The organism is Trinickia mobilis (genome assembly GCF_017315705.1).
Taxonomy (GTDB): domain Bacteria; phylum Pseudomonadota; class Gammaproteobacteria; order Burkholderiales; family Burkholderiaceae; genus Trinickia_A; species Trinickia_A mobilis.
The window spans coordinates 246,049-266,275 of the sequence record NZ_JAFLRF010000002.1 but is presented as its reverse complement, the minus strand read 5'-3'; the positions used below and the strand labels follow the sequence as shown (position 1 = coordinate 266,275).

Genomic DNA, 20,227 nt, shown 5'->3' with positions numbered 1-20,227 from the left:
AGGAGCCTATTTCATGTGGCAAGCGAGCGAGCGCTATCCCGATCCGCGCATTCAGGTATTCGATCCCGAGTTCGAGAAGTTTCGGCTTCCCTATGCGGCCGTCGAGCGCCTTGCGACCGGCTTTCGCTGGGCGGAGGGGCCCGTCTGGTTCGGAGACGGGCGCTACCTGCTATGGAGCGACATTCCGAACAACCGCATGATGAAGTGGGAAGAGGAAACCGGTGCCGTCAGCGTGTTCCGAAGCCCGTCGAATTATGCAAACGGCAACACGCGCGATCGTCAAGGACGCCTGATTACCTGCGAGCACGGAGGCAGGCGCGTCACGCGCACGGAGTATGACGGCTCGCTCACGGTGATCCTCGATCGTTTCGACGGCAAGCCGCTGAACTCGCCGAACGACGTGGTGGTCAAGTCGGACGGTTCGATCTGGTTCACGGACCCCCCCTTCGGCATTCTCGGCAACTACGAAGGCCGGCAGGCGCAGCCCGAGCTGCCGCAGAACGTCTATCGCGTCGACGGCGCATCCGGCGCGGCGACTGTCGTCGCCGGCCACATCAAAGGGCCGAACGGCCTTTGCTTCTCGCCCGACGAAAGCCTGCTCTATGTCATCGAGTCGCGCGGTACGCCGAATCGCATGATACGGGTGTATGACGTGGTCGATAACGGCACGGCGATCGCAAACGGCCGTGTGTTTCTCGACGCGGGCGCGGGCACGATCGATGGCCTGCGCTGCGATGTGCACGGCAATCTATGGTGCGGATGGGGCATGGGTAGCGACGAGCTCGACGGCGTAATGGTCGTTTCGCCGCGCGGCAAGCTCATCGGACGGATCGCGTTGCCCGAGCGATGCGCCAATCTTTGCTTCGGCGGACTGATGCGCAACCGCCTGTTCATGGCTTCGTGTCAGTCGGTATATGCGCTTTACGTCAACACGCAAGGAGTCGCCGGGGGCTGACGTCCGCGTCAGGCAGGGCCGGCTTCGCCGGCGCGGCATCGAGCCAGGCGAAGCAGCGAAGCATGTTCAATCAGAAATCCTAATCATATTGGAGGCGCAATGTCCGGAAAATACAGATTCGCCGTGGCGGGGCTCCTGTTCGCTGCGGGCATGATCAACTACATGGATCGCGCGGCGCTCGGCATCGTCGCGCCTATCATCAGCAAACAGTTGAGCCTGTCGCCGTCGCAACTTGGCATTATCTTCAGCAGCTTCTTCGTCGGGTATTCGATCTTTTCGTTCGTCGGCGGCCATCTTGCCGACCGCTTCGGCCCAGTGCGCGTCTTTTCGTGGGCGATGGGCGCATGGTCCCTGCTCTGCGGCATGACAGCGGGGGCGATGGGCTTCGTCTCGCTGTTCATCCTGCGGGCGCTCTTCGGCTTCGGCGAAGGCCCGATGAATTCGACGACGAACCGCGCCATCACCAACTGGTTTCCGCGCGACGAGACCAGCTCGATGATCGGCTTTACGTTCTCGGGACAGACGCTCGGCAATGCGCTTGCCGGGCCGCTCGTCGGCCTCGTGGCGATCGCCTTCGGCTGGCGCGTGTCGTTCATCGCGATCGCTGCGCTCGGCTTCCTGTGGATCGCGGTCTGGCGGTTCTTCGTGACCGACACGCCCGCGCAGAGCCGGCGCGTGAGGCAGCCGGAGCGCGAACTGATCGAACGCAGCCGCAGCGTCGCCCATCCGAGCGAACAAGGTGCCGACGGCGTGCCGTTGCGCGCCTATCTGTTTCGCCCGAGCACGCTTGCGCTCGGCGTCGGCCTCTTCGCGGTGAACTACACGTTGTTCATTTTTATCTCGTGGCTGCCGAGCTATTTCACGAACGCATTGCATCTGGACCTGCAGAGCATGAGTCTGATGACGGCGATTCCCTGGGCATGCGGCACGATCGGCTATTTCGGCGGCGGCCTCGCGGGAGATGCGCTGTTCAAGCGCATGGCGAACAAGCTGCTCGCGCGAAAGCTTGCCGCGGTGGTGCCGCTCGCCGTGTCGGGGCTTGCCATGGTCGCGGTGAGCATCGTCTCGTCGACGGCGCTTGCCGTCACGTTCGTCGCAGCGGCGGTGCTGTTTCTTACCGCGTCGTCGCAGGCCGTTTGGGCCGTCGTTCATGAACTCGTGCCGAGCAGGCATCTCGGTGGCGTCAGCGGTTTCGTGCATCTGATGTCGAACATTTCGGGAATCGTCGGGCCGACCGTCACCGGCTTCGCGGTCGAATACTTCGGCGGCTACAGCAGCGGTTTCGCTTTGGGCGCGACGATCGATCTCATCGGCGTGCTGGCGATGGCACTCGTCGTGCGCAGCAACGGCGGCATGCGGGCGATGGTGCCGGATTCGGCAGCCTGAATGCCGGAGCGCGCCGCAGGCGGACCTTCATTAACCAAGCGGCTGATCAGCCGGGAGCAAGGCAATGGACTTAGGACTGGGCAAGAAGACAGCGCTGGTCATGGGCGCGGGCGGCGGACTGGGGCGCGCGATCGCAGTTTCGCTCGCGCACGAGGGCGCGAACATCGCGATCGCCGATATCGATGAAGCCGCGCTTAAGCTGTCCGCGCAAGCGATCGAGGACGCCGGCGGCCAAGCGCTGACCCTGCGCTGGGATTTGAGCGATCTGTCGTCGATCGAAGGCCACGTCTTGGCGATCGAAGCGCGCTTCGGGGCCGTCGATATCCTCGTGAACAACACCGGCGGCCCGCCGCCGACGCCTGCCTCGGGGCAGCCGTCCGAGGCATGGCAGAAATATTTTCAATCGATGGTGCTCCCCGTGATCGCGATCACCGATCGCGTGTTGCCGGCGATGCGCGAGCGCAAGTGGGGACGCGTCATCACGAGCGCGTCGTCGGGGGTCGTCGCGCCGATTCCGAATCTCGGCATGTCGAACTCGCTGCGCCTGTCGCTCGTCGGTTGGTCGAAGACGCTTGCGCGGGAGGTGGCACGCGACGGCGTCACCGCGAACGTCGTGGTGCCCGGCCGCGTCGCCACCGACCGCATTCGTTTCCTCGACGAAGCGAAGGCGCGCCGCGAGGCCCGTACGGTCGAATCCGTCGCGGCGGAGAGCACGTCGTCGATTCCGGCCGGGCGCTACGGCGAGCCGGGCGAATATGCGGACGTTGTCGCGTTCCTTGCGAGCGAGCGTGCTTCGTATGTCACGGGCAGCGTCGTCCGCGTGGACGGCGGGCTGATCGCGAGCATTTGAGTCACACGCGTGCACCGAGCGCGCGCCTTCTTTGTAAAGAGAAACTTCCATGACCATCGACCAACGAATCATCGATACGCTCTCGAGCGTCACGACAGCCACGCTGACCACGCTGCTGCTCAAGCGCGGATTGCGCAACGTATGGATCCGAGGGGCAAAGCCGCTCGCCCCCGGTTTGCCGCGCATCGTCGGCCGGGCCTTCACGCTGCGCTTCGTGCCGGCACGCGAGGATCTGGCGACGCCTGAATCGTGGTCCTCGCCACGCTCGACGCGCGCGGCGATCGAGGCCATGCCGGCCGGGTGCATCGCCGTGGTCGACGCGATGGGCGTGACCGATGCCGGCATCTTCGGCGACATCCTTTGCGCGCGCATGCACAAGCGCGGCGTGGCCGCCCTCGTGACCGACGGCGTCTTGCGCGATGTCGCAGGCGTGCTCGGAACCGGCCTGCCGGTATGGAGCCGAGGCGTGGCGGCTCCGCCGTCCGTCGCCGGGCTCACGTTCGTCAACTGGCAGGAGCCGGTCGGCTGCGGCGGGGTCGCCGTGTTTCCGGACGACTTGATCGTCGTCGATGCCGACGGGGCAGTCGTGATTCCGGCCGCGCTCGTCGAGGACATCGTGCAAGCCGCGCCTGAACAGGAGCGGCTCGAAGGCTGGATCATGGAACAGATCGAAGCCGGCGCGTCCTTGCCGGGACTCTATCCTCCGAACGAGGAGAACAAGGCGCGTTACGAAGCGGCGAAGCAAGGCCGCAAGTAGCGGCTCGATGCCGCTTAGCCGCATTCGAACTCCGAGGCCACTTGCAGAAAGGCCTGGATCAGTCGGATGCGGGCTGAGGAGCGCCCCCATAGCAACCCGACCACGCGCTTCGGAAAGGGATGGGGCAGCGGCCATTTGGCAAGCGATAGTTCAGTGAGCGGCTTGGTCGTCCAGTCGGGCACGAGCGAGACGCCAAGACCGCGGTCCACCAGCGCGGCTATCGCGCCGAGCCCGTCCAGCTCGCAGCGCTGATGCGGCCTGATTCCATGTTGCCGGAGGTAGCTCTCGGCGAGCTGCCCGCCGACGACATTGCGGTCGTAACGGAGAAACGGTTCCGTCTGCAATGTGACGTGCGGATCGGTCACCGTCATTGCGGCCGGCGTCAGCAGGATGAGCGGCTCTTCCCTGAACGTGTGCCAGTCGCAACTTTTCGGTAGGCTGAACGGTTGCTGTGCGATGACGGCGGCATCAAGGTCCCCGCCGACGACTTTCCGATGCAGGTCGAGCGAGCTGCCAGGCTCGAGATAAAAGTCGATTCCAGGGTGACGCGCCAGCAGTTCGGCAAGCATGTCGGGGATCAGACTCGTCATCATCGTTCCCATGCCGCCGAGGCGCAGTTGTCCGCCGAGCGTCGACGCATTCTCCAGATCCGACTTCAGATCGCGGATGTCGTGCAGCACCTTGCGGGCGCGTTCGAGGATGCGCTCACCGGCCTCCGTCGTGCCGACCGTGCGTCCCGAGCGGCGCACGAGCTGACCGCCGAGCTCGGCCTCGAGCATCTTCACGCGCTGTGCGACCGCGGCCGGCGTCAGATCGAGCCGGCGAGCGGCTTCCGCGATCGAGCCCAATTCGACTACGTAGACAAAGCTCTGAAGATAGCGGGTGTCCACCGAAAGAAATTTTATGTTTTGAAGAAAGCAAAGATTACTTCTTTTGATGCGCGGTGACCACCATACTCGCCGCTATCACTCATCCGGTTCGGCATCGGGCGACCGGCAAACAAAGTCACCACCATGATTGAATCAGCCAGCAAGACGATGGCCGGGCCGGTCATTCGGCTCCATCCTGACGACAACGTCGTGATCGCGCGCGTCGACATCGCGATCGGGACGCCCGTTTCGGGTTATGGCTTCACCTGCCGCAGTCAGGTCCCGGCGGGTTACAAGATCGCGGCGCGCGCGATCAAGCAAGGCGAGCCGGTTCGCAAGTACAACGTCGTGATCGGCTTCGCGGCAGGCGAAATTGCGGCCGGGACGATGGTCCACAGTCATAACCTCGAGTTTCGCGAGTTCGACCGCGACTACGCGTTCGGCGCGGACTACCAGCCGGTGGAGATGGTGCCGGAGGCAGCGCGGGCAACGTTTGAGGGCATCGTGCGGAGCAACGGCGAAGTCGCGACGCGCAATTACATCGGCGTGCTCGCAACGGTGAACTGCTCGGCGACGGTCGTCCACAAGATCGCCGATTGGTTCACGCCGGAGCGGCTTGCGGACTACCCGAACGTCGATGGCGTGGTCGCTTTCAGCCACGGCATCGGCTGCGGCATGGAGATGAGCGGCGAGCCGATGGCGCTCCTGCGGCGGACCATCGCGGGCTATGCGCGTCATCCGAATTTGGCTGCGACCCTGATCGTCGGGCTGGGCTGCGAGCGGAATCAGTTGGCAGGACTGATGGACCAGGAGGGGCTCGAACGCAGTTCGCGGCTGCACACGTTCGTCATGCAGGAGAACGGCGGCACCCGAAGCACGATCGAAGCCGGGATCGAAGCGGTCAAGGCGCTGTTGCCCGAGGCGGACCGGGTCGAGCGCACGACGTTGCCGGCGAGCCACTTGAAGGTCGGCCTGCAGTGCGGCGGCTCGGACGGTTTTTCATCGATCACGGCGAATCCGGCGCTCGGCGCGGCGATGGACCTGCTCGTGCGCCATGGCGGAACGGCGATCTTGTCGGAGACGCCCGAGATTTACGGTGTCGAACACACGCTCACCCGGCGCGCGGCAAGCCGCGAAGTCGGCGAGAAGCTCGTCGACCGGATTCGCTGGTGGAAAGAGCAGTATTCGGTGGGCCGCGACGTGCAGATCAATGGCAAGGTCAGCCCCGGCAATCAAGTGGGCGGTCTTGCCAATATCTATGAAAAGTCCATCGGCTCGGCGATGAAGGGCGGCACGAGCCCGCTGATGGAGGTCTATCGATACGCCGAGCCCGTGAAGACGCGCGGTCTCGTCTTCATGGACACGCCTGGCTTCGACCCGGTGTCTGCGACCGGCCAGATTGCCGGCGGGGCAAACGTGATTGCTTTCACGACCGGACGCGGGTCGATGTTCGGCGCAAAGCCGGTGCCGTCGCTGAAGATCGCAACGAACACGGCGATGTACGAGCGGCTGATCGAGGATATGGACCTGAACTGCGGCGGTATCCTGGATGGCGTCGCGTCGATTGAAAGCGCCGGCCGGGAAATTTTCGAGGCCATCTTGAAGACTGCCTCGGGCGAGCGCACGAGGAGCGAGCGATTGGGCCTTGGCGATCATGAGTTCGTGCCTTGGCAGATCGGAATCATGAGCTGAGCCGAGTTTGCGGCCGTCGGGGCAGGCAGGGACCGAGACCTTGGCGACCCATCAAAGGAAGGAGACGATGACTGTGCCAGTCAGCCTTCGTGGCGCGACCGAAACGCTTGTGAGAAGCGTTTCGCTGCTCAACCTCGGCACGCTGATCAACGATCAGTCGTCCTTGACGATGCGGCGCGGAATGGGCACGCGGGTCGAAGTGCCCGTGACCGGTGCATGGATCGAGATGGCGGACGGCGAGCATATCTTGTTCGATACCGGTCTTCTGCCGTTCGACTGCGAACGGAATGACGGCGCCGATCGCTGTCTGTCGATGAAGCGGTTTTCCGAAATGATCGCCCGGTATGAACGACAGGACGACATTCGCGCGCGGCTGGCCGACCTCGGCCGCACGCCGGAGGACGTCAAGATCGTCATCAACAGCCACTTCCACTGGGACCATTCGGGCGGCAACCGGATATTCCGTCACGCGCGCTTCCTGGTGCAGAGTTCGGAATACCGCTTTGCTTATCAGCCGGACAGCTTCGTCGCGCGGCCGTATGAGCGCGCCTACTTCGATTGCGACATCGATTACGAACTGCTGCGCGGCGATCAGGTGGTCAAACCCGGTGTGGCCGTGCTCGCGACACCGGGCCACACGCCGGGACATCAATCGCTGATGGTGCGTCTTCCGTCGGGCTCGCTGATGATCTTGACCGGGGACGCAGTGTTCTGCCCGGCCAACCTCGACCCCGACTCGCCGCCGGGCAACGCGCACACGACGGAACAGGCGATCGCATCGATCGCGCGGCTGCGCTTGCTGTGCGAGTTCTTCGGCGGTGAACTGGTGATCTGCCACGATCCCGGCTTCTGGAAGAAGTGGCTGCCGGCTCCGCACCGGTACACGTGAGTTGGAACAAAGATAAAGCGTGCTCTCGCGCAGGGCCAGTTGCTGCCTTGCCGGCGAGCGCGCTAAACATGGAGACAGATGATGAACCAAAGATGGTTTCGCTTGCTGCCCGTGATGATGATGACCCTCATCATCGCGTTCATGGATCGCACCAACATCGGCTTTGCGATTCCATCGATGGGCAAGGAGCTCGGGCTGACCGCCTCGATCCTCGGATTCGCGTCGGGCGTGCTGTTTCTCGGCTATGGCGCTTCACAGGTCCTGGGCGGCTGGATCGCCGACAAAGGCTACGGCAAGGCGCTGGTCGCGGTGCTCATGGTGCTGTGGGGCATCATCGAAATGGCGCAGGGTTTTGTGCACGACGCGCAGGAGCTGGTCGTCGTACGCTTCGCGATCGGCGTATTCGAAGGCGGCATATTCCCGACATTCTTGCTGTTCGTGAGGAACTGGTTTGCGCCGGCCGAGCGTGCTCGCGCAAACGGCATCTGGCAGCTTTGTTACCCGTTCGCCGCGATGGCCAGCGGCCCGATCGCGGGCTACATCCTGAGGCTCGGCGACTGGCGCACGTTGTTCATCGTCGAGGGCGTGTTCCCGCTCGTATGGGTATTCGTGTGGCTGTGGGGTGTTGCCGATTCTCCGCGCCGCGCGAAGTGGCTGAAAGCTGCCGATCGGTCGCAACTGCTCGAACGCCTGGACTCGGAAAACAAGCGGGACGCGTCGCAAGCGCCGTCGCCGACGCCGGTGTCGTTCGGCTCGCAACTGCGGCGTCCGGCGGTGTGGCTTTTCGCGGCGTCGATCCTGCTGTGGAACACGGGGTTCCTCGGCTTTGTGATTTGGCTGCCGAGCGTGATTCATCAACAGCCGGGGCTTTCGTCGACAGACATCGGCTGGCTCTCGTCGATTCCCTACGCATTCGCGATTGTGCTCATGCCGATCCTGACCTATTGGTCGGACCGCAGACTCGACCGGCGACTCTTTTCCGCGATACCGCTGGCCATTTCCGGCCTGGCGCTCCTGGTCGGCGGCGAGACCTATGGGTCCAATTCGTTCGTCGCGAATATGGCGCTGCTCGTGATCGCCGGCGCGACACTTTACGGATCGCAGCCGGTACTTTGGTCGATTGCCACCGAGCTGCTGCCCCCCGAAGTGACGGCTCGGATAAGCGGCATGATCAACGGCATCGGCATGATCGGGGCATTTGGAGGGCCTTACATCGTCGGCTACGCGCGCTCGCTGACCCACTCGTTTTCCGCCGGATTGTTGGTGATGGGCGTCTGTCTGGTCGGCACGAGTGCGTTCGTGATGTTGATCAAGGAAGCCGCGAGGCCGCGCCGTCACCGCGATATGACGGCGCAGCCGAACATGGGCCGTAGCTGAGCCCGGCGAAGGAACCCTGCTATTCCTCTTGGGAACGATGACGTGGGATTCGACCAAAGAAGGGATGCTTGGGATCGTTGAACCCGTGAGTCGAAGGGTGGCCGGAAGGCACGAGCGAGTCGACGAAAGCTTCGTCTTCGGCGCTCAGGCGATAGCTCAGGGCCGGCAGATAATCGTCCCATTGCGCTTCGGTGCGCGGGCCGGCGATGGTCGAGCTGATATAGCGGCTGTTCAGCACCCACGCGAGAGCGAATTGTCCCGCGCTCAAGCCCCGCGCTGCCGCGTGTTCTTGGACGCGCCGCGCCAGTTCGAGCGACTCGGGACGCCATTCGGCCTGCTGCAGGCGCCGGTCACCGCGGCCAGCCCGCGTATCGGACGCCGGGGCCGCGCCCGGTTCGTACTTGCCGGTCAGCACGCCTCGGGCGAGCGGGCTGTACGAGATCACGCCGAGGCCATAGCGATGCGCGGCGGTAAGCTGTTCCACTTCGGCCTGGCGATTCGCGAGGTTGTAGTGCGGCTGACTGGCCACCGGCGCATCCAGGCCGAGCCCCTGCGCCGTATGAGCGAATTCGGCGATCCGCCAGCCGCGGTGGTTCGAGAGGCCGTAGTAGCGCAGCTTGCCGGCCTGCACCAGGTCGTTCAACGCGCGCACCGTTTCGTCGACCGGCGTAGCGTGATCTTCAGCGTGCAGGTAAAGCAGATCGATATAGTCCGTGTTCAGCCGCTTCAGGCTCGCCTCGACGGCGCGCATCATGTGTTTGCGCGACGCGCCGCGCGCATTGACGTCGCTGTCGTCCAAGGAGCTGACGAACTTGGTCGCCAGCACCCAGCGATCGCGCCGGGCGGCGATGCAGCGCCCGACTACGCGCTCCGATTCACCGCCGGCGTAGACGTCGCCGGTGTCGATCGAGTTGACGCCCTGCTCATGCGCCTTGTCGATGATGCGTGCTGCGCTCGCCTCGTCGGTCGGACCGCCGAACAGCATCGTACCGAGAGTCAGTGTCGAAACCTTGAGGCCGCTGCGGCCCAGTTGCCGATGTTCCATTTCAGAGTGGTTTCCGTAGTGTGAGAGGGTTTCAGCCCATTCTGAAATCCTCGTGTAACGCGTCCCATAAGATCCGGATGTCTAGATGAGTTAATCGACGCCATGACACGTCAGGATCGGCTTGTCACCGGCCGTACTTCTCGGTGAACTCAACCGCACTGAGCGCGCGGAAATCGGCCAGCGCCGCGTCGATCTGCTCGGGGCCCCAGTCCCACCAGGCGATCTGCTGCAGGCGTTCCGACGTGTGCGCGTCGACGCGAAAGCGCAGCACGCGCGCCGGCACGCCGACGACGATCGCGAAAGGCGGCACGTCTTTGGTCACGACGGCTCCCGAGCCGACGGCCGCACCCGTGCCGATGGTCACGCCCGGCATGATGATCGCATCGTGGCCGATCCAGACGTCGTGACCGATCTGGACCCGGTCCTGCGCGCGCCACTGGAAGATGTCGGCGTCGTCGTCAAGAGACAGTCCGTACGAGCGTGAACGATAGGTGAAGTGATGGTGGGTCGCCCGCCACGAAGGGTGGTTGGGCGGGTTGATCCGCACGCCGGTGGCGATGTTGGCGAACTTGCCGATGCGCGCGTGGGCGATCTGGTTGTCGCCCATCGCATAGCCGTAGTCGCCGAGCACCGATTCGGCGACATGGCTGCGCGGGCCAAGAAAGGTGTAGCGGCCGAAGTCGCTCGCGCGAACTACCGCCGTCGGGTGTATCTCCGGGTCTTCCGACAGGACGCGACCGAGCGTCCAGGGGTCGCCGGCGACGCCATGATTGATAAGCATGAGTTCTCTCTAATTCGATGCCCGCACTCACGCGACCAGGCCGCGCAGGTAAGCCGATACGCGTTCGGCGCAAGTGACCAGTGCGAAGGTGGCGATCAGCAGGAACGACACCGTCTGATACTGGAACAGGTTCATCGCGGTCAGCAATTGGAAGCCGATCCCGCCCGCGCCGACGAAGCCGAGCACCAGCGAGGAGCGCAGGTTTTCGTCGAAGCGGAACAGCCCGATGCCGAGCAGCGACGGCAACACGCCCGGCACCACCGCATGGCTCAATACCTGCAAGCGGCCGGCCCCGGTCAGCGTCAGTGCCTCGACCGGGCCCATATCCATGTCCTCGATCACTTCCGCAAACAGCCGCCCAAGCATGCCGACCGAATGGACCGCCAGCGCCAGCGCGCCTGGAAACGGCCCCAGCCCGACGGCAGTGACGAACAGCAGCGCCCAGACCAGGTCGGGCACGGCCCGGGTGACGCCGATCAGCGCACGCGACGCGTAGTACAAGGGCCGCGCCGGCGTGACGTTCGCTGCGGCGAGGATCGACAGCGGGAAGGCCAGAAGCACTCCGAACACGGTGCCGAAAATCGCCAGATCGATCGTCTCCAGCACGGCCCACAGGCTCGGGCCGAACTGGTCGAACGCCGGCGGCATCGCGCGCGAAATGATATCGGCCATGCCGTGGGCGCCGGTCACCAGATCCTGCGGACGAGCCTGGACGACGATCCATGCCTGCACGAACAGCGCAAGTGCGACAACCGCGGCGCATACCGACCATACGGTGCGTGCGCTCGACGAGACAGCCGGCCCGCGCATTTCAAGAGCCTTGGTCACGATGCTTCACCCACATACAGGTTCGCGATCTGCTGACTGGAGACTTCCGAAGCCGGCCGATCGAATTCCAACTGGCTGCGGCGCAGGCCGACCAGCCGATGGGCATAGCGCATTGCCAGCTCGGGCTGGTGCAGTACGCAGACCACCGCGAGGCCATCATCGGTGGCGAGGCGGCGCAACAGCCGCATGACCTCGTCGGCGGCTTCCGGATCCAGGCTGGCGACTGGCTCGTCGGCCAGCAATACGTGCGGACGCTGCGCCAGTGCGCGGGCCACCGCGACGCGCTGCGCCTGTCCGCCCGAGAGCGTGCCGGCGCGCTGGCGAGCGAGATGCAGCAAGCCGACTTCGTCCAAATAGGCCTGCGCGGGTTCGATTGCCTCGCGTGGGAGACGCCCGAATGCCGTCGCCAGCGTCCGGTGCCTGCCCAACGCGCCACAGCAGACGTTGGCAAGCACGCTGCGTCGCTTCACCAGGTTCGCGTTCTGGGAAATCAGTGCGAGCGGCAGACGCGCCTGCCGCAGGGCTTCGCCCGAGAGCGCGGCCAGATTGCGTCCGGCAACCTCGACCGAACCGGCAGTGGGGCGGTTCAGTCCGACCACGCACTTCATGAAGGTCGACTTGCCGCTGCCATTGGCGCCCAGCACCACGACGATCTCGCCGGCACGGACCGACAGGTTGAGGTTGCGCAGCGCCGTATGACCGTTCGCATAACGCATCGTCAGATCGTGGACGGCTAACTTCACGCCTGGCGCGAGCGTGGTGCGCATGGCTGTCCCGGGCCCGGAGGACCCGGCCGCCGCGAATGCGGCTGCCGGGTCCGCCGGGATGTCGCCAGAAAGACTAGACAGGGTATTCACAGTTTTGCGAGATCGATATGAAGCGTAGAAACCAGATCGCGAATCTGGTTGTAAGCAGCATCCGTTTGCGGCACGGTCCTGAGCTCCGGGTTTTCGTTCGCCGCGAGGAACTTCTGGTCGGCCTCGGGCAATTGATGCAGATCGAGCGAACCCAGCACGCTTGCCAAACGCGCCTTGAAATCAGCGGGCAAGTCCCCGCGCACTGCCAGCGGGTCGAGCGGGATCGGGTCCGATTGCCACAGCGTCACGTAGGCCGAAGGATCGAACTCGTTGTGCAGCTTGGCGCTGGCGATTTCTTCGCTGTTCAACTCACCCGCGTCGACCTTGTGATTGCGCAGTGCCTCGAACGATGCCGTGTGGCTGCCCGCGTAGATCGCCTTCACGCCCTTGTCCGGGTCGACGCCGTTCTTGCGCAGACCGTAGGCGGGAAACAAGTGGCCGGACGTGGACGCCGGATCGGCATAGGCGAACGAACGGCCGTTGGTGTCGGCCACCGTCTTGATGCCGGAGCCGGGCCACGTGACGATGGAGGCGTAGTAGGTGGCCGGCTTGCCGTCGTCGCCTGCAAACGTGGCAACGGCGTCGGCGTGCGCGACCTGGTGCGCGAGCACGTAGCCGAGCGGGCCGAATTCTCCGATCTCAAGCTTGTTGTTGCGCATCGCCTCGATTTCGGCGTTGTAGCTGGTTGCGACGTAGAGTTGTACCGTGCATCCGAGCTTGTCGCCGATCAGCTTTGCGAGGTCGGTATAGACGGGCAGCATGCGCTGCGCCGATTCGTACGGCTCGACGCCGAAGCGGACCACGCCGTTGTTCGGACAGGTGCCGGCTGCATGGGCTGCACCGGAGACGAGACCCGTGGCGAACGCCGCGGCAGCTAAAAGTTTGGATACCTTCATATTTACCTCAAGTTATGTTTCAAGTGTGCCAACTCGTTCAACGACCCCTGCCTGTCTCCAGGCTTGCCTCCTGCGCAGGTAATCGACGCAGGCCAATTGTCCAACCTGACGCATTCTAAGAATCTCATGTGGCACATTGGTGTATGTATGGAGACGTCTAGATGAATGGATCGCCCGCCGGCTTCGTCCCGCGTGACGAAGCCGGCGTTCCTGATCAGCATCGACATGCTCCATATGCGTGTCGGCCCCAGCGCAGTGCTGCTGCCGGACGATTCATCTAGGCATCTAAACGTCTAGATGTATAGGGGCGCGACAATTTGGAGCGTGACGCATGCTGTCCGGCCGACATTTCCGGCATGGCTTGCTCCCTACATGGCGCAGCTAGGGAATGATTTGAACCGAGGGGGATGACAAAACCGTGACATAGACCGACAAAGCTGCACGATGCTTGGCGCGCCGATTCCGACCGCCGTCAATGGTCGAACTCGCGGCGCGCCCGTTCCATCTCACTCATATGGGCCTCGACCCAGTCCCATATCCCGCAGATCTTGTCGAGCAGGCTGCGCCCCAGCGGCGTCAGCTGGTAGTCGACCCGCGGCGGTATCACCGGATGCACGTAGCGCGAAACGAGGCCGTCGCGCTCGAGCTGCCTCAGCGTCTTGGTGAGCATCTTCTGGCTTACGCCCGCGACCTCATCGCGCAGCCGCGAAAAACGCATCTCGCCGTGAGTGCCGAGCGCGTCGATGACGAGGATCGTCCACTTGTCCGCGATCTGCTCGATGATGTTTCGCGCAAGGTCATCGGTTTTTTTTTGCGGGTTCTCGTGCGCGTTAGCGCCGTCGCAGCAATTTGTTTCCATGGGGAAAGTATGAAACCGTCAGGTGCCTTCTTGTGAGCGGCGGATGCCGCTGAAATAATCGGTTCGCCTGCCCGTCCGTCGGGCTCGGCGCGGTTTGACAGATCGCATTCGACCACGATGCGCTGCTTTGATCAGAGAGCTCCACATGACTATCGAAACAATCGCAATTGAAGGTTTAACGACACCCGTCTCACGCATCGGCCTCGGCACCTGGGCGATCGGCGGATGGATGTGGGGAGGCACCGACGAGAAAGCGTCTATCGCGGTGATTCGCCGGGCGCTCGACAGCGGCGTCAATCTGGTCGACACCGCGCCGGTGTACGGCTTCGGCGTCTCGGAAGAGATCGTGGGCAAGGCGCTGGCCGACGGGTATCGGCACAAGGCGGTCATCGCGACCAAGGTCGCATTGGAATGGCGCGACGGCGGCGTGTTCCGCAATTCGTCGCCCGCGCGCATTCGTCAAGAAGTAGAGGATACGCTGCGTCGCTTGCGGACGGATTACATCGACTTGTACCAGGTTCACTGGCCGGATCCGCTCGTGCCGATCGAAGAGACCGCCGCGGTGCTGGACGATCTGCGCCGCGCGGGCAAGGTGCGGGCATTGGGCGTCAGCAATTTCTCGCCTGCGCAAATGGATGCGTTCCGGCGCGTCGCGCCGCTCGCGACCACGCAGCCGCCGTACAACCTGTTCGAGCGCGATATCGACCAAGACGTGCTGCCGTATGCCAAGCAGCATGGCCTCGTTGCGCTTGCCTATGGCGCGCTGTGCCGCGGGCTGCTGGCGGGACGCATCGACGCCGGGACGCGCTTCGAGGGCGACGATCTGCGTCAGCGCGACCCGAAGTTTCGCGAGCCGCGCCGCGAGCAGTATGTCGCGGCCGTGGCCGCGCTGAATGCGTTCGCGCGCGATCGCTTCGACAAGTCGGTGCTCGCGCTCGCGGTGCGCTGGGTGCTGGACCGCGGCCCGACGATCGCGCTGTGGGGCGCACGCCGCCCGGCACAACTGGACGGAATCGAAGAGGCGTTCGGCTGGCACCTCGACGAGCAGGCGTTCGAGCAGATCGACGCGATTGTCGCGCACTTCATCAAGGACCCGGTCGGTCCTGAGTTCATGGCGCCGCCGCAACGCGCGCTCGCAGCGTGACAGGGCGCCATCGAACATGCGAGCCCGTCGACGCGCTGTTCGGCGCAAAGCAGGTGAGCGGCTCGGGCTGGTGCAGCGGTTATCAGGCAAGAGCGTGAACGGCGTGCGCAGGTAAGGCGATGCTAAGCAGCGCCGCCGGGTGCCGCGAACGCCGACAACATGGAGTGAACTGATGGAGCTGATTGTGAATGGCGTGCATCGCAAAGTCGACGCCGACGCAAACATGCCGCTGTTATGGGCCGTGCGTGACCTGTTGGGGCTGCATGGCACCAAGTTCGGCTGCGGCGTGGGCGCATGCGGCGCGTGCACCGTGCATCTGGATGGCGTTGCGGTGCGCTCGTGCGTCACGTCACTGGCGGATGTACAGGGCAAGCCGGTGACGACGATCGAAGGCTTGAGCAAAGGCGGCGAGCATCCGGTGCAGCGAGCGTGGAAAGCGGCGAATGTGCCGCAGTGCGGCTATTGTCAGCCTGGTCAGATCATGCAGGCCGCGTCGCTGCTCAAACAGACGCCGAGGCCGAGCGACGAGCAGATTGTCGATGCGATGTCCGGCAATGTCTGCCGCTGCGGCACCTATCAACGCATCAAGGCTGCGATCAAGGCCGCGGCGGAGCAAGCATGATGAACCGCCCCCACGCTCACTTACGTTCGCTGCCCCCCGAGGGGGCGGATGCCTCCCTCGGGGCGGCCCAGCGGGAGAAAATGAACCGCCCCCACGCTCACTTACGTTCGCTGCCCCCCGAGGGGGCGGATGCCTCCCTCGGGGCGGCCCAGCGGGAGGCATCGTGACCGACGAAATCGTCAATCTCAGCCGACGCCGGGTACTGAAGGGCACATTGGCGGGCGGGATCGTGCTGGGCCTGCATATCGGCGGCGCGCGTATGGCGATGGCGGCAAGCCCGCTGACTTCGGCGAGCGGTGTCAAAGCCGTGTTTGAACCGAACGTCTATGTGTCGGTGGCGCCGTCGGGCGAGGTCGTGCTGGTCGTGCATCGCTCCGAGATGGGGACAGGCATCCGCACCAGCCTCGCGATGATTCTTGCCGACGAGCTCGATGCCGACTGGAGCACCGTCAAAGTGGTGCAGGCGCAAGGCAATGCGAAGTACGGCGACCAGAACACCGATGGCTCGCGCAGTATCCGCCAGTTCTTCCAGCCGTTGCGCGAAGCGGGCGGCTCCGCGCGGCAGATGCTGGTAGCGGCCGCCGCGCTCCAGTGGCGAGTGGCGCCGGCGAGCTGCGGGACCGAGCCCGGCCATGTGGTGCACGCGGCAAGCGGGCGGCGCCTTTCATATGGCGCGCTCGCGGCGGCGGCCGCGCGGCAGCCGGTGCCGGCGCGCGACACGTTGCAGCTGAAAAACGAGGACACGTGGCGCTATATCGGCAAGTCGCTGCCCATCGTCGATCTCGACGACATCGTGCATGGCCGTGCGACGTACGGCATCGACGTCGTGTTGCCCGGGATGACTTACGCGTCGGTCGAGCGCTCGCCCGTGTACGGCGCAACGCTCAAGAGCGTCGATTCGACCGAAGCGATGAAGGTGCCCGGCGTGCTGCACATCGTGCGCATTCCCGCGGCGCCGCTGCCTGCCGGCTTTCGGCCGTTGGGCGGCGTCGCGGTAGTGGCGACCAATACGTGGGCAGCGCAGGAGGGGCGCCGGCAACTGAAGCTCGTATGGGACCTCGGGCCGAACGGCGGCTACGATAGCCGCGCGTATCGCAAGATGCTCGAAGATACCGCGCGGCAGCCGGGGAAGGTCGTGCGCAACAACGGCGATACCGCGGGCGCGCTAAGGCACGCCGCAAGACGCGTGTCGGCGGACTACTACGTGCCGCACCTGGCCCACGCGGCGATGGAGCCGCTTGCCGCGACTGCGTCGTTCGCGAACGGCGCGGTCGAGGTATGGACTGCCACGCAGAACCCGCAGCAAGCGCGCACGACGGTCGCACAGGTGCTCGGCCTGGACGAACAGGCGGTCACGATCAACGTCACGTTGCTCGGCGGCGGCTTCGGCCGCAAGTCGAAGCCGGACTATGTGGCCGAGGCGGCATTCCTGTCGCGCGAAGCCGGCGCACCGGTCAAGCTGACGTGGACACGTGAGGACGACATCCGCAACGACTACTTCCATGCCGTGTGTGCGCAGCACATGGAAGGCGGACTCGATGCGCAGGGCAAGACGATTGCGTGGCTGCACCGGAGCGTGTTTCCGTCGATCGGTTCGACGTTTACGCCGAACGTGGTCTATGGTTCAGCGGGCGAACTGGGGCAGGGCGTGACCGACATGCCTTATGAAGTCGCCAACGTGCAGTGCGAGAATGGCGCGGCGACGGCGCATACGCGGATCGGCTGGTATCGCTCGGTGTACAACATTCCGCACGGCTTCGCACAGGGCTCGTTCGTCGACGAACTCGCCGCTGCCGCGGGACAGGACCCGGTGCAGCATCTGCTCGCGCTGCTGGGCAGTCCGCGCCATGTCGACCTGCACGCGCTGGGAGTCGACTATCCGAACTACGGCGCGTCGATCGACGAGTATCCGATCGACACCGCGCGCTATGCGGCGGTGGTCCGGGCAGCCGCCGTGCGGTCGAACTGGTCCGCTGCGTTGCCTGCTCGCCACGGGCGTGGCATTGCGGTCCATCGCAGCTTTCTGACTTACGTCGCCGCGGTTGCGCAAGTGCAGGTGGCCGACGACGGCTCGGTGCGCGTGACGCGTGTCGACCTGGCGGTGGACTGCGGGCGTATCGTTCATCCCGATCGCGTGATCGCGCAGTTCGAAGGGGCGGTGGTGATGGCGCTCGGCAACACGCTGTACAGCGAGCTCACGTTCAGCGGCGGCGCGGCTGAGCAGTCGAACTTCACCGACTTTCGGGTCGCCCGCATCGATTCCGTGCCGGAAACCCACGTGTATATCGTGCCGAGCGATGCGCCGCCTGGCGGTGTCGGCGAACCGGGCGTGCCGCCGACTTCGGCGGCGATCTGCAACGCGATCTTCAACGCGACAGGCACGCGGATCCGGGTGTTGCCGGTGGATAGCGCAGTCTTGAAGCGGGCGTAACGGAGGGCGCCGATTGCATAGGGTTCACTCGTGATGCTCGATGACGACGCATTCGAAATTGCCCGCCGCTGCTGCCCGCTCGATTGCGTCGGGCAACGCATGCAATGGAAAGGTCACCGGGCGGATCGCGCTCATGTCGAGTGCGCCGGTCCCGATGAGCGCGAGCAGGCGCCGGTACGCGGCGCGCGGATACATGAACTGGCCGAGAATCTCCCAGCTATTCACCATGACTTCGGTATAGGGAAGCGGCAGCGGCACAGCCATGCTGCCCATGAGAACCAGTCGGCCGCCGGGGACGAGACTGCGCAGCGCCGCAAGCGTCATGTTCGGGTCGCGCGCGCCGCCGACCATGTCGAAGGCCATGTCGGCGCCGCCGTGAGCCGTGGCGCGGATCATGTCGGCATCAGCCGCGCTGTCGCCGGTCGCGGCGACCGGCGTGACGCGCCCGCGTCCCGCTTCCGCCAGCGCGTCGAGCGCCGCCGCATTCCGGCCGACAGCAATCACGCGCGCCGCGCCCATCGCCACCGCGAGCAGAACGGCGGCCGTGCCATACGCGCCCGTCGCGCCGGAGACGACGACGGTCTCACCGGCGGCGAGGCGTCCGCGCAGCAAGCCGCCGCACGGCACCACGTAGCGCATCGACACAGCGAGGCGGGCGGCGTCGATATCGAGGCAGTCGTCGACCGGCGTGACGGTTGATGCCGGCAGCAACGCGTAGTCAGCCAGCGTGCCGTTGCGCCAGTCCGCCTGAACGCGCTCGGCGACGGCGCCCGCCGCAGTGACCCCGATCAGGATCTGCGCCGGGTTCGCAACGTTTTCCTGCGCGACGAAATGCGACGAGATCACGACGCGCTGCCCGGCCTTCAGATGCCAGACCTCGGACCCCACCGCGTGGATCACGCCGAGGCCGTTTCCACCCGGGATGAACCGACCCTCCGGCGCGTGGTGGACCGGCAGCTTGCCGTCGACGGAGTTGGATGCAATGATCGCGCGACGAAGGCTGGGTTTGTATAATCAAAACAGCTTTTTTCTTATTAGATCGTACATTTATGGACGCTCTTTCTGACGTGCTGTCGCTGCTGCGGGTCAGCAGCGCCCTCTCTTCGCGCTTCGAAGGGCGGGGCGCATGGGCATTTCGTTTTCCGGCGTACCGGCACGTCAAGTTCGGCAGCGTGCTGTCGGGGCACTTCCATCTGTGGATCGAGGGCGAAGGCTCACCGCTGCTGATCGAGGAAGGCGATTTCTATCTGCTGACCAACGGCCTGCCGTTTCGCTCCGCGAGCGATCCTGCACGTGCGCCGCTAGACGGTCCCGCGACGTATCGCTCGATTCGAGGCGCGGACGGTGTCGTCCGCTACCACGGCAAAGGCGAGGGTGCCCTCGTGAGTCTTGCGAGCGGACGCTTCATCTTCGAGAACGACGTGACGGAGATTTTGCTCAGGCAACTGCCGCCGCTCATTCATCTGCGCGCCGCGGATGTGGGTTCGCACGCATTGGCGCGCGTGCTCGATCTGCTTAAATGGGAGACCAGCGCCGCTTATCCGGGCGCCGACGTCGCGAAGGGCAGTCTTGCTACGCTGGTCCTCGTCCATGCGCTGCGCGCGTATCTCGCGTCGACTGAACAGCCCGAAGGCTGGCTCGGTGCGCTGTCCGACGCCAAGATCGGCGCCGCGTTATCGATGATGCACGCGAAGCCCGGCGAACGATGGACGGTCGAAAGTCTCGCGAGCGCAGTCGGCATGTCGCGCACCGCTTTTGCAGTTCGGTTTCGCCGCTCAGTCGGTCGTGCGCCGCTCGAATATCTGAATCAATGGCGCATGACAATTGCGCGCACGGCACTGCGGCACTCGGAAGAACCGTTGGTCAATATCGCTGCGCGCATCGGGTACCTGTCCGATACGGCTTTCAGCATCGCGTTCAAGCGATGGACCGGACAGAGCCCGGGGCGTTACCGGACGGCAGGCCGGCGAGTGGCCGAGGCATGAGTAC

General features: G+C 64.7%; 19 protein-coding genes. 11 read left to right on the top strand and 8 right to left on the bottom strand.

The features are described 5' to 3' along the window. Nucleotides 1–13: 13 nt before the first annotated feature. The 4 genes from J3489_RS04045 to J3489_RS04030 all read left to right on the top strand — a co-directional run bounded on the left by J3489_RS04045 (nucleotide 14) and on the right by J3489_RS04030 (nucleotide 3,948). A complete protein-coding gene (locus J3489_RS04045) occupies nucleotides 14–955 on the top strand; it encodes an SMP-30/gluconolactonase/LRE family protein (RefSeq protein ID WP_206996410.1) in 942 nt (313 codons plus the stop codon). Nucleotides 956–1,054: 99 nt separating this feature from the next. Further along, complete coding sequence (locus tag J3489_RS04040) at nucleotides 1,055–2,341, top strand: MFS transporter (RefSeq protein WP_206996409.1); 1,287 nt, start codon at nucleotides 1,055–1,057, stop codon at nucleotides 2,339–2,341. A gap of 64 nt (nucleotides 2,342–2,405) precedes the next feature. Next, nucleotides 2,406–3,191 (top strand): SDR family oxidoreductase, encoded by a 786-nt coding sequence (locus tag J3489_RS04035; protein ID WP_206996408.1) that lies wholly within the window; start codon nucleotides 2,406–2,408, stop codon nucleotides 3,189–3,191. Between the two features lie 49 nt (nucleotides 3,192–3,240). Then, nucleotides 3,241–3,948, top strand: coding sequence for a ribonuclease activity regulator RraA (locus J3489_RS04030; RefSeq protein ID WP_206996407.1), 708 nt, complete (start codon nucleotides 3,241–3,243; stop codon nucleotides 3,946–3,948). A gap of 14 nt (nucleotides 3,949–3,962) precedes the next feature. On the opposite strand, the gene J3489_RS04025 is transcribed toward J3489_RS04030, so the two are convergent. Next, entirely contained in the window at nucleotides 3,963–4,838 is an 876-nt protein-coding gene (locus tag J3489_RS04025; protein WP_206996406.1) for a LysR substrate-binding domain-containing protein, read from the bottom strand. Nucleotides 4,839–4,961: 123 nt separating this feature from the next. On the opposite strand from J3489_RS04025, the gene J3489_RS04020 reads away from it, so the two are divergent. From J3489_RS04020 to J3489_RS04010, 3 genes are all read left to right on the top strand, one after another. After that, entirely contained in the window at nucleotides 4,962–6,509 is a 1,548-nt protein-coding gene (locus tag J3489_RS04020) for a UxaA family hydrolase (RefSeq protein WP_206996405.1), read from the top strand. Nucleotides 6,510–6,576: 67 nt separating this feature from the next. Continuing rightward, nucleotides 6,577–7,398: an N-acyl homoserine lactonase family protein gene (locus J3489_RS04015; RefSeq protein WP_206996404.1), complete on the top strand. Its 822-nt coding sequence runs from the start codon at nucleotides 6,577–6,579 to the stop codon at nucleotides 7,396–7,398. A gap of 78 nt (nucleotides 7,399–7,476) precedes the next feature. Beyond that, a complete protein-coding gene (locus J3489_RS04010; protein ID WP_206996403.1) occupies nucleotides 7,477–8,775 on the top strand; it encodes an MFS transporter in 1,299 nt (432 codons plus the stop codon). A 19-nt stretch (nucleotides 8,776–8,794) separates the two neighbouring features. On the opposite strand, the gene J3489_RS04005 is transcribed toward J3489_RS04010, so the two are convergent. The 6 genes from J3489_RS04005 to J3489_RS03980 form a co-directional block, all read right to left on the bottom strand. Continuing rightward, the gene (locus J3489_RS04005) at nucleotides 8,795–9,820 is read right to left on the bottom strand and encodes an aldo/keto reductase (RefSeq protein ID WP_206996402.1); all 1,026 of its coding nucleotides are present in this window, start codon (nucleotides 9,818–9,820) and stop codon (nucleotides 8,795–8,797) included. A gap of 124 nt (nucleotides 9,821–9,944) precedes the next feature. Then, nucleotides 9,945–10,601, bottom strand: a complete 657-nt coding sequence (locus tag J3489_RS04000; protein ID WP_206996401.1) for a DapH/DapD/GlmU-related protein — start codon at nucleotides 10,599–10,601, stop codon at nucleotides 9,945–9,947. Nucleotides 10,602–10,628: 27 nt separating this feature from the next. Further along, on the bottom strand, nucleotides 10,629–11,429 hold the full coding sequence (phnE, locus tag J3489_RS03995; RefSeq protein WP_206996400.1) for a phosphonate ABC transporter, permease protein PhnE: 801 nt from the start codon (nucleotides 11,427–11,429) through the stop codon (nucleotides 10,629–10,631). Then, nucleotides 11,426–12,196, bottom strand: a complete 771-nt coding sequence (locus J3489_RS03990) for a phosphonate ABC transporter ATP-binding protein (RefSeq protein ID WP_242539759.1) — start codon at nucleotides 12,194–12,196, stop codon at nucleotides 11,426–11,428. Before J3489_RS03990 ends, phnE begins: the two co-directional genes overlap by 4 nt. Before the next feature lie 86 nt (nucleotides 12,197–12,282). Next, on the bottom strand, nucleotides 12,283–13,182 hold the full coding sequence (locus tag J3489_RS03985) for a phosphate/phosphite/phosphonate ABC transporter substrate-binding protein (protein ID WP_206996399.1): 900 nt from the start codon (nucleotides 13,180–13,182) through the stop codon (nucleotides 12,283–12,285). Nucleotides 13,183–13,654: 472 nt separating this feature from the next. Beyond that, nucleotides 13,655–14,041 carry a winged helix-turn-helix transcriptional regulator gene (locus J3489_RS03980; RefSeq protein WP_206996398.1) on the bottom strand — a complete coding sequence of 129 codons (387 nt, stop codon included), beginning with the start codon at nucleotides 14,039–14,041 and terminating at the stop codon, nucleotides 13,655–13,657. A gap of 145 nt (nucleotides 14,042–14,186) precedes the next feature. Between J3489_RS03980 and J3489_RS03975 the strand changes: the two genes are divergently transcribed. From J3489_RS03975 to J3489_RS03965, 3 genes are all read left to right on the top strand, one after another. Beyond that, entirely contained in the window at nucleotides 14,187–15,185 is a 999-nt protein-coding gene (locus J3489_RS03975) for an aldo/keto reductase (RefSeq protein ID WP_206996397.1), read from the top strand. A 169-nt stretch (nucleotides 15,186–15,354) separates the two neighbouring features. After that, nucleotides 15,355–15,807: a (2Fe-2S)-binding protein gene (locus tag J3489_RS03970; protein ID WP_206996600.1), complete on the top strand. Its 453-nt coding sequence runs from the start codon at nucleotides 15,355–15,357 to the stop codon at nucleotides 15,805–15,807. Nucleotides 15,808–15,970: 163 nt separating this feature from the next. Then, nucleotides 15,971–18,238, top strand: a complete 2,268-nt coding sequence (locus J3489_RS03965; RefSeq protein ID WP_309491324.1) for a xanthine dehydrogenase family protein molybdopterin-binding subunit — start codon at nucleotides 15,971–15,973, stop codon at nucleotides 18,236–18,238. Between the two features lie 24 nt (nucleotides 18,239–18,262). Here J3489_RS03965 and J3489_RS03960 read toward each other — a convergent pair whose 3' ends face one another. Then, the gene (locus J3489_RS03960; RefSeq protein WP_242539780.1) at nucleotides 18,263–19,195 is read right to left on the bottom strand and encodes a zinc-binding dehydrogenase; all 933 of its coding nucleotides are present in this window, start codon (nucleotides 19,193–19,195) and stop codon (nucleotides 18,263–18,265) included. Between the two features lie 92 nt (nucleotides 19,196–19,287). Here J3489_RS03960 and J3489_RS03955 point away from each other — a divergent pair, with 92 nt between their 5' ends. Beyond that, nucleotides 19,288–20,223 (top strand): AraC family transcriptional regulator, encoded by a 936-nt coding sequence (locus J3489_RS03955; protein ID WP_206996396.1) that lies wholly within the window; start codon nucleotides 19,288–19,290, stop codon nucleotides 20,221–20,223. Nucleotides 20,224–20,227 lie beyond the last annotated feature (4 nt).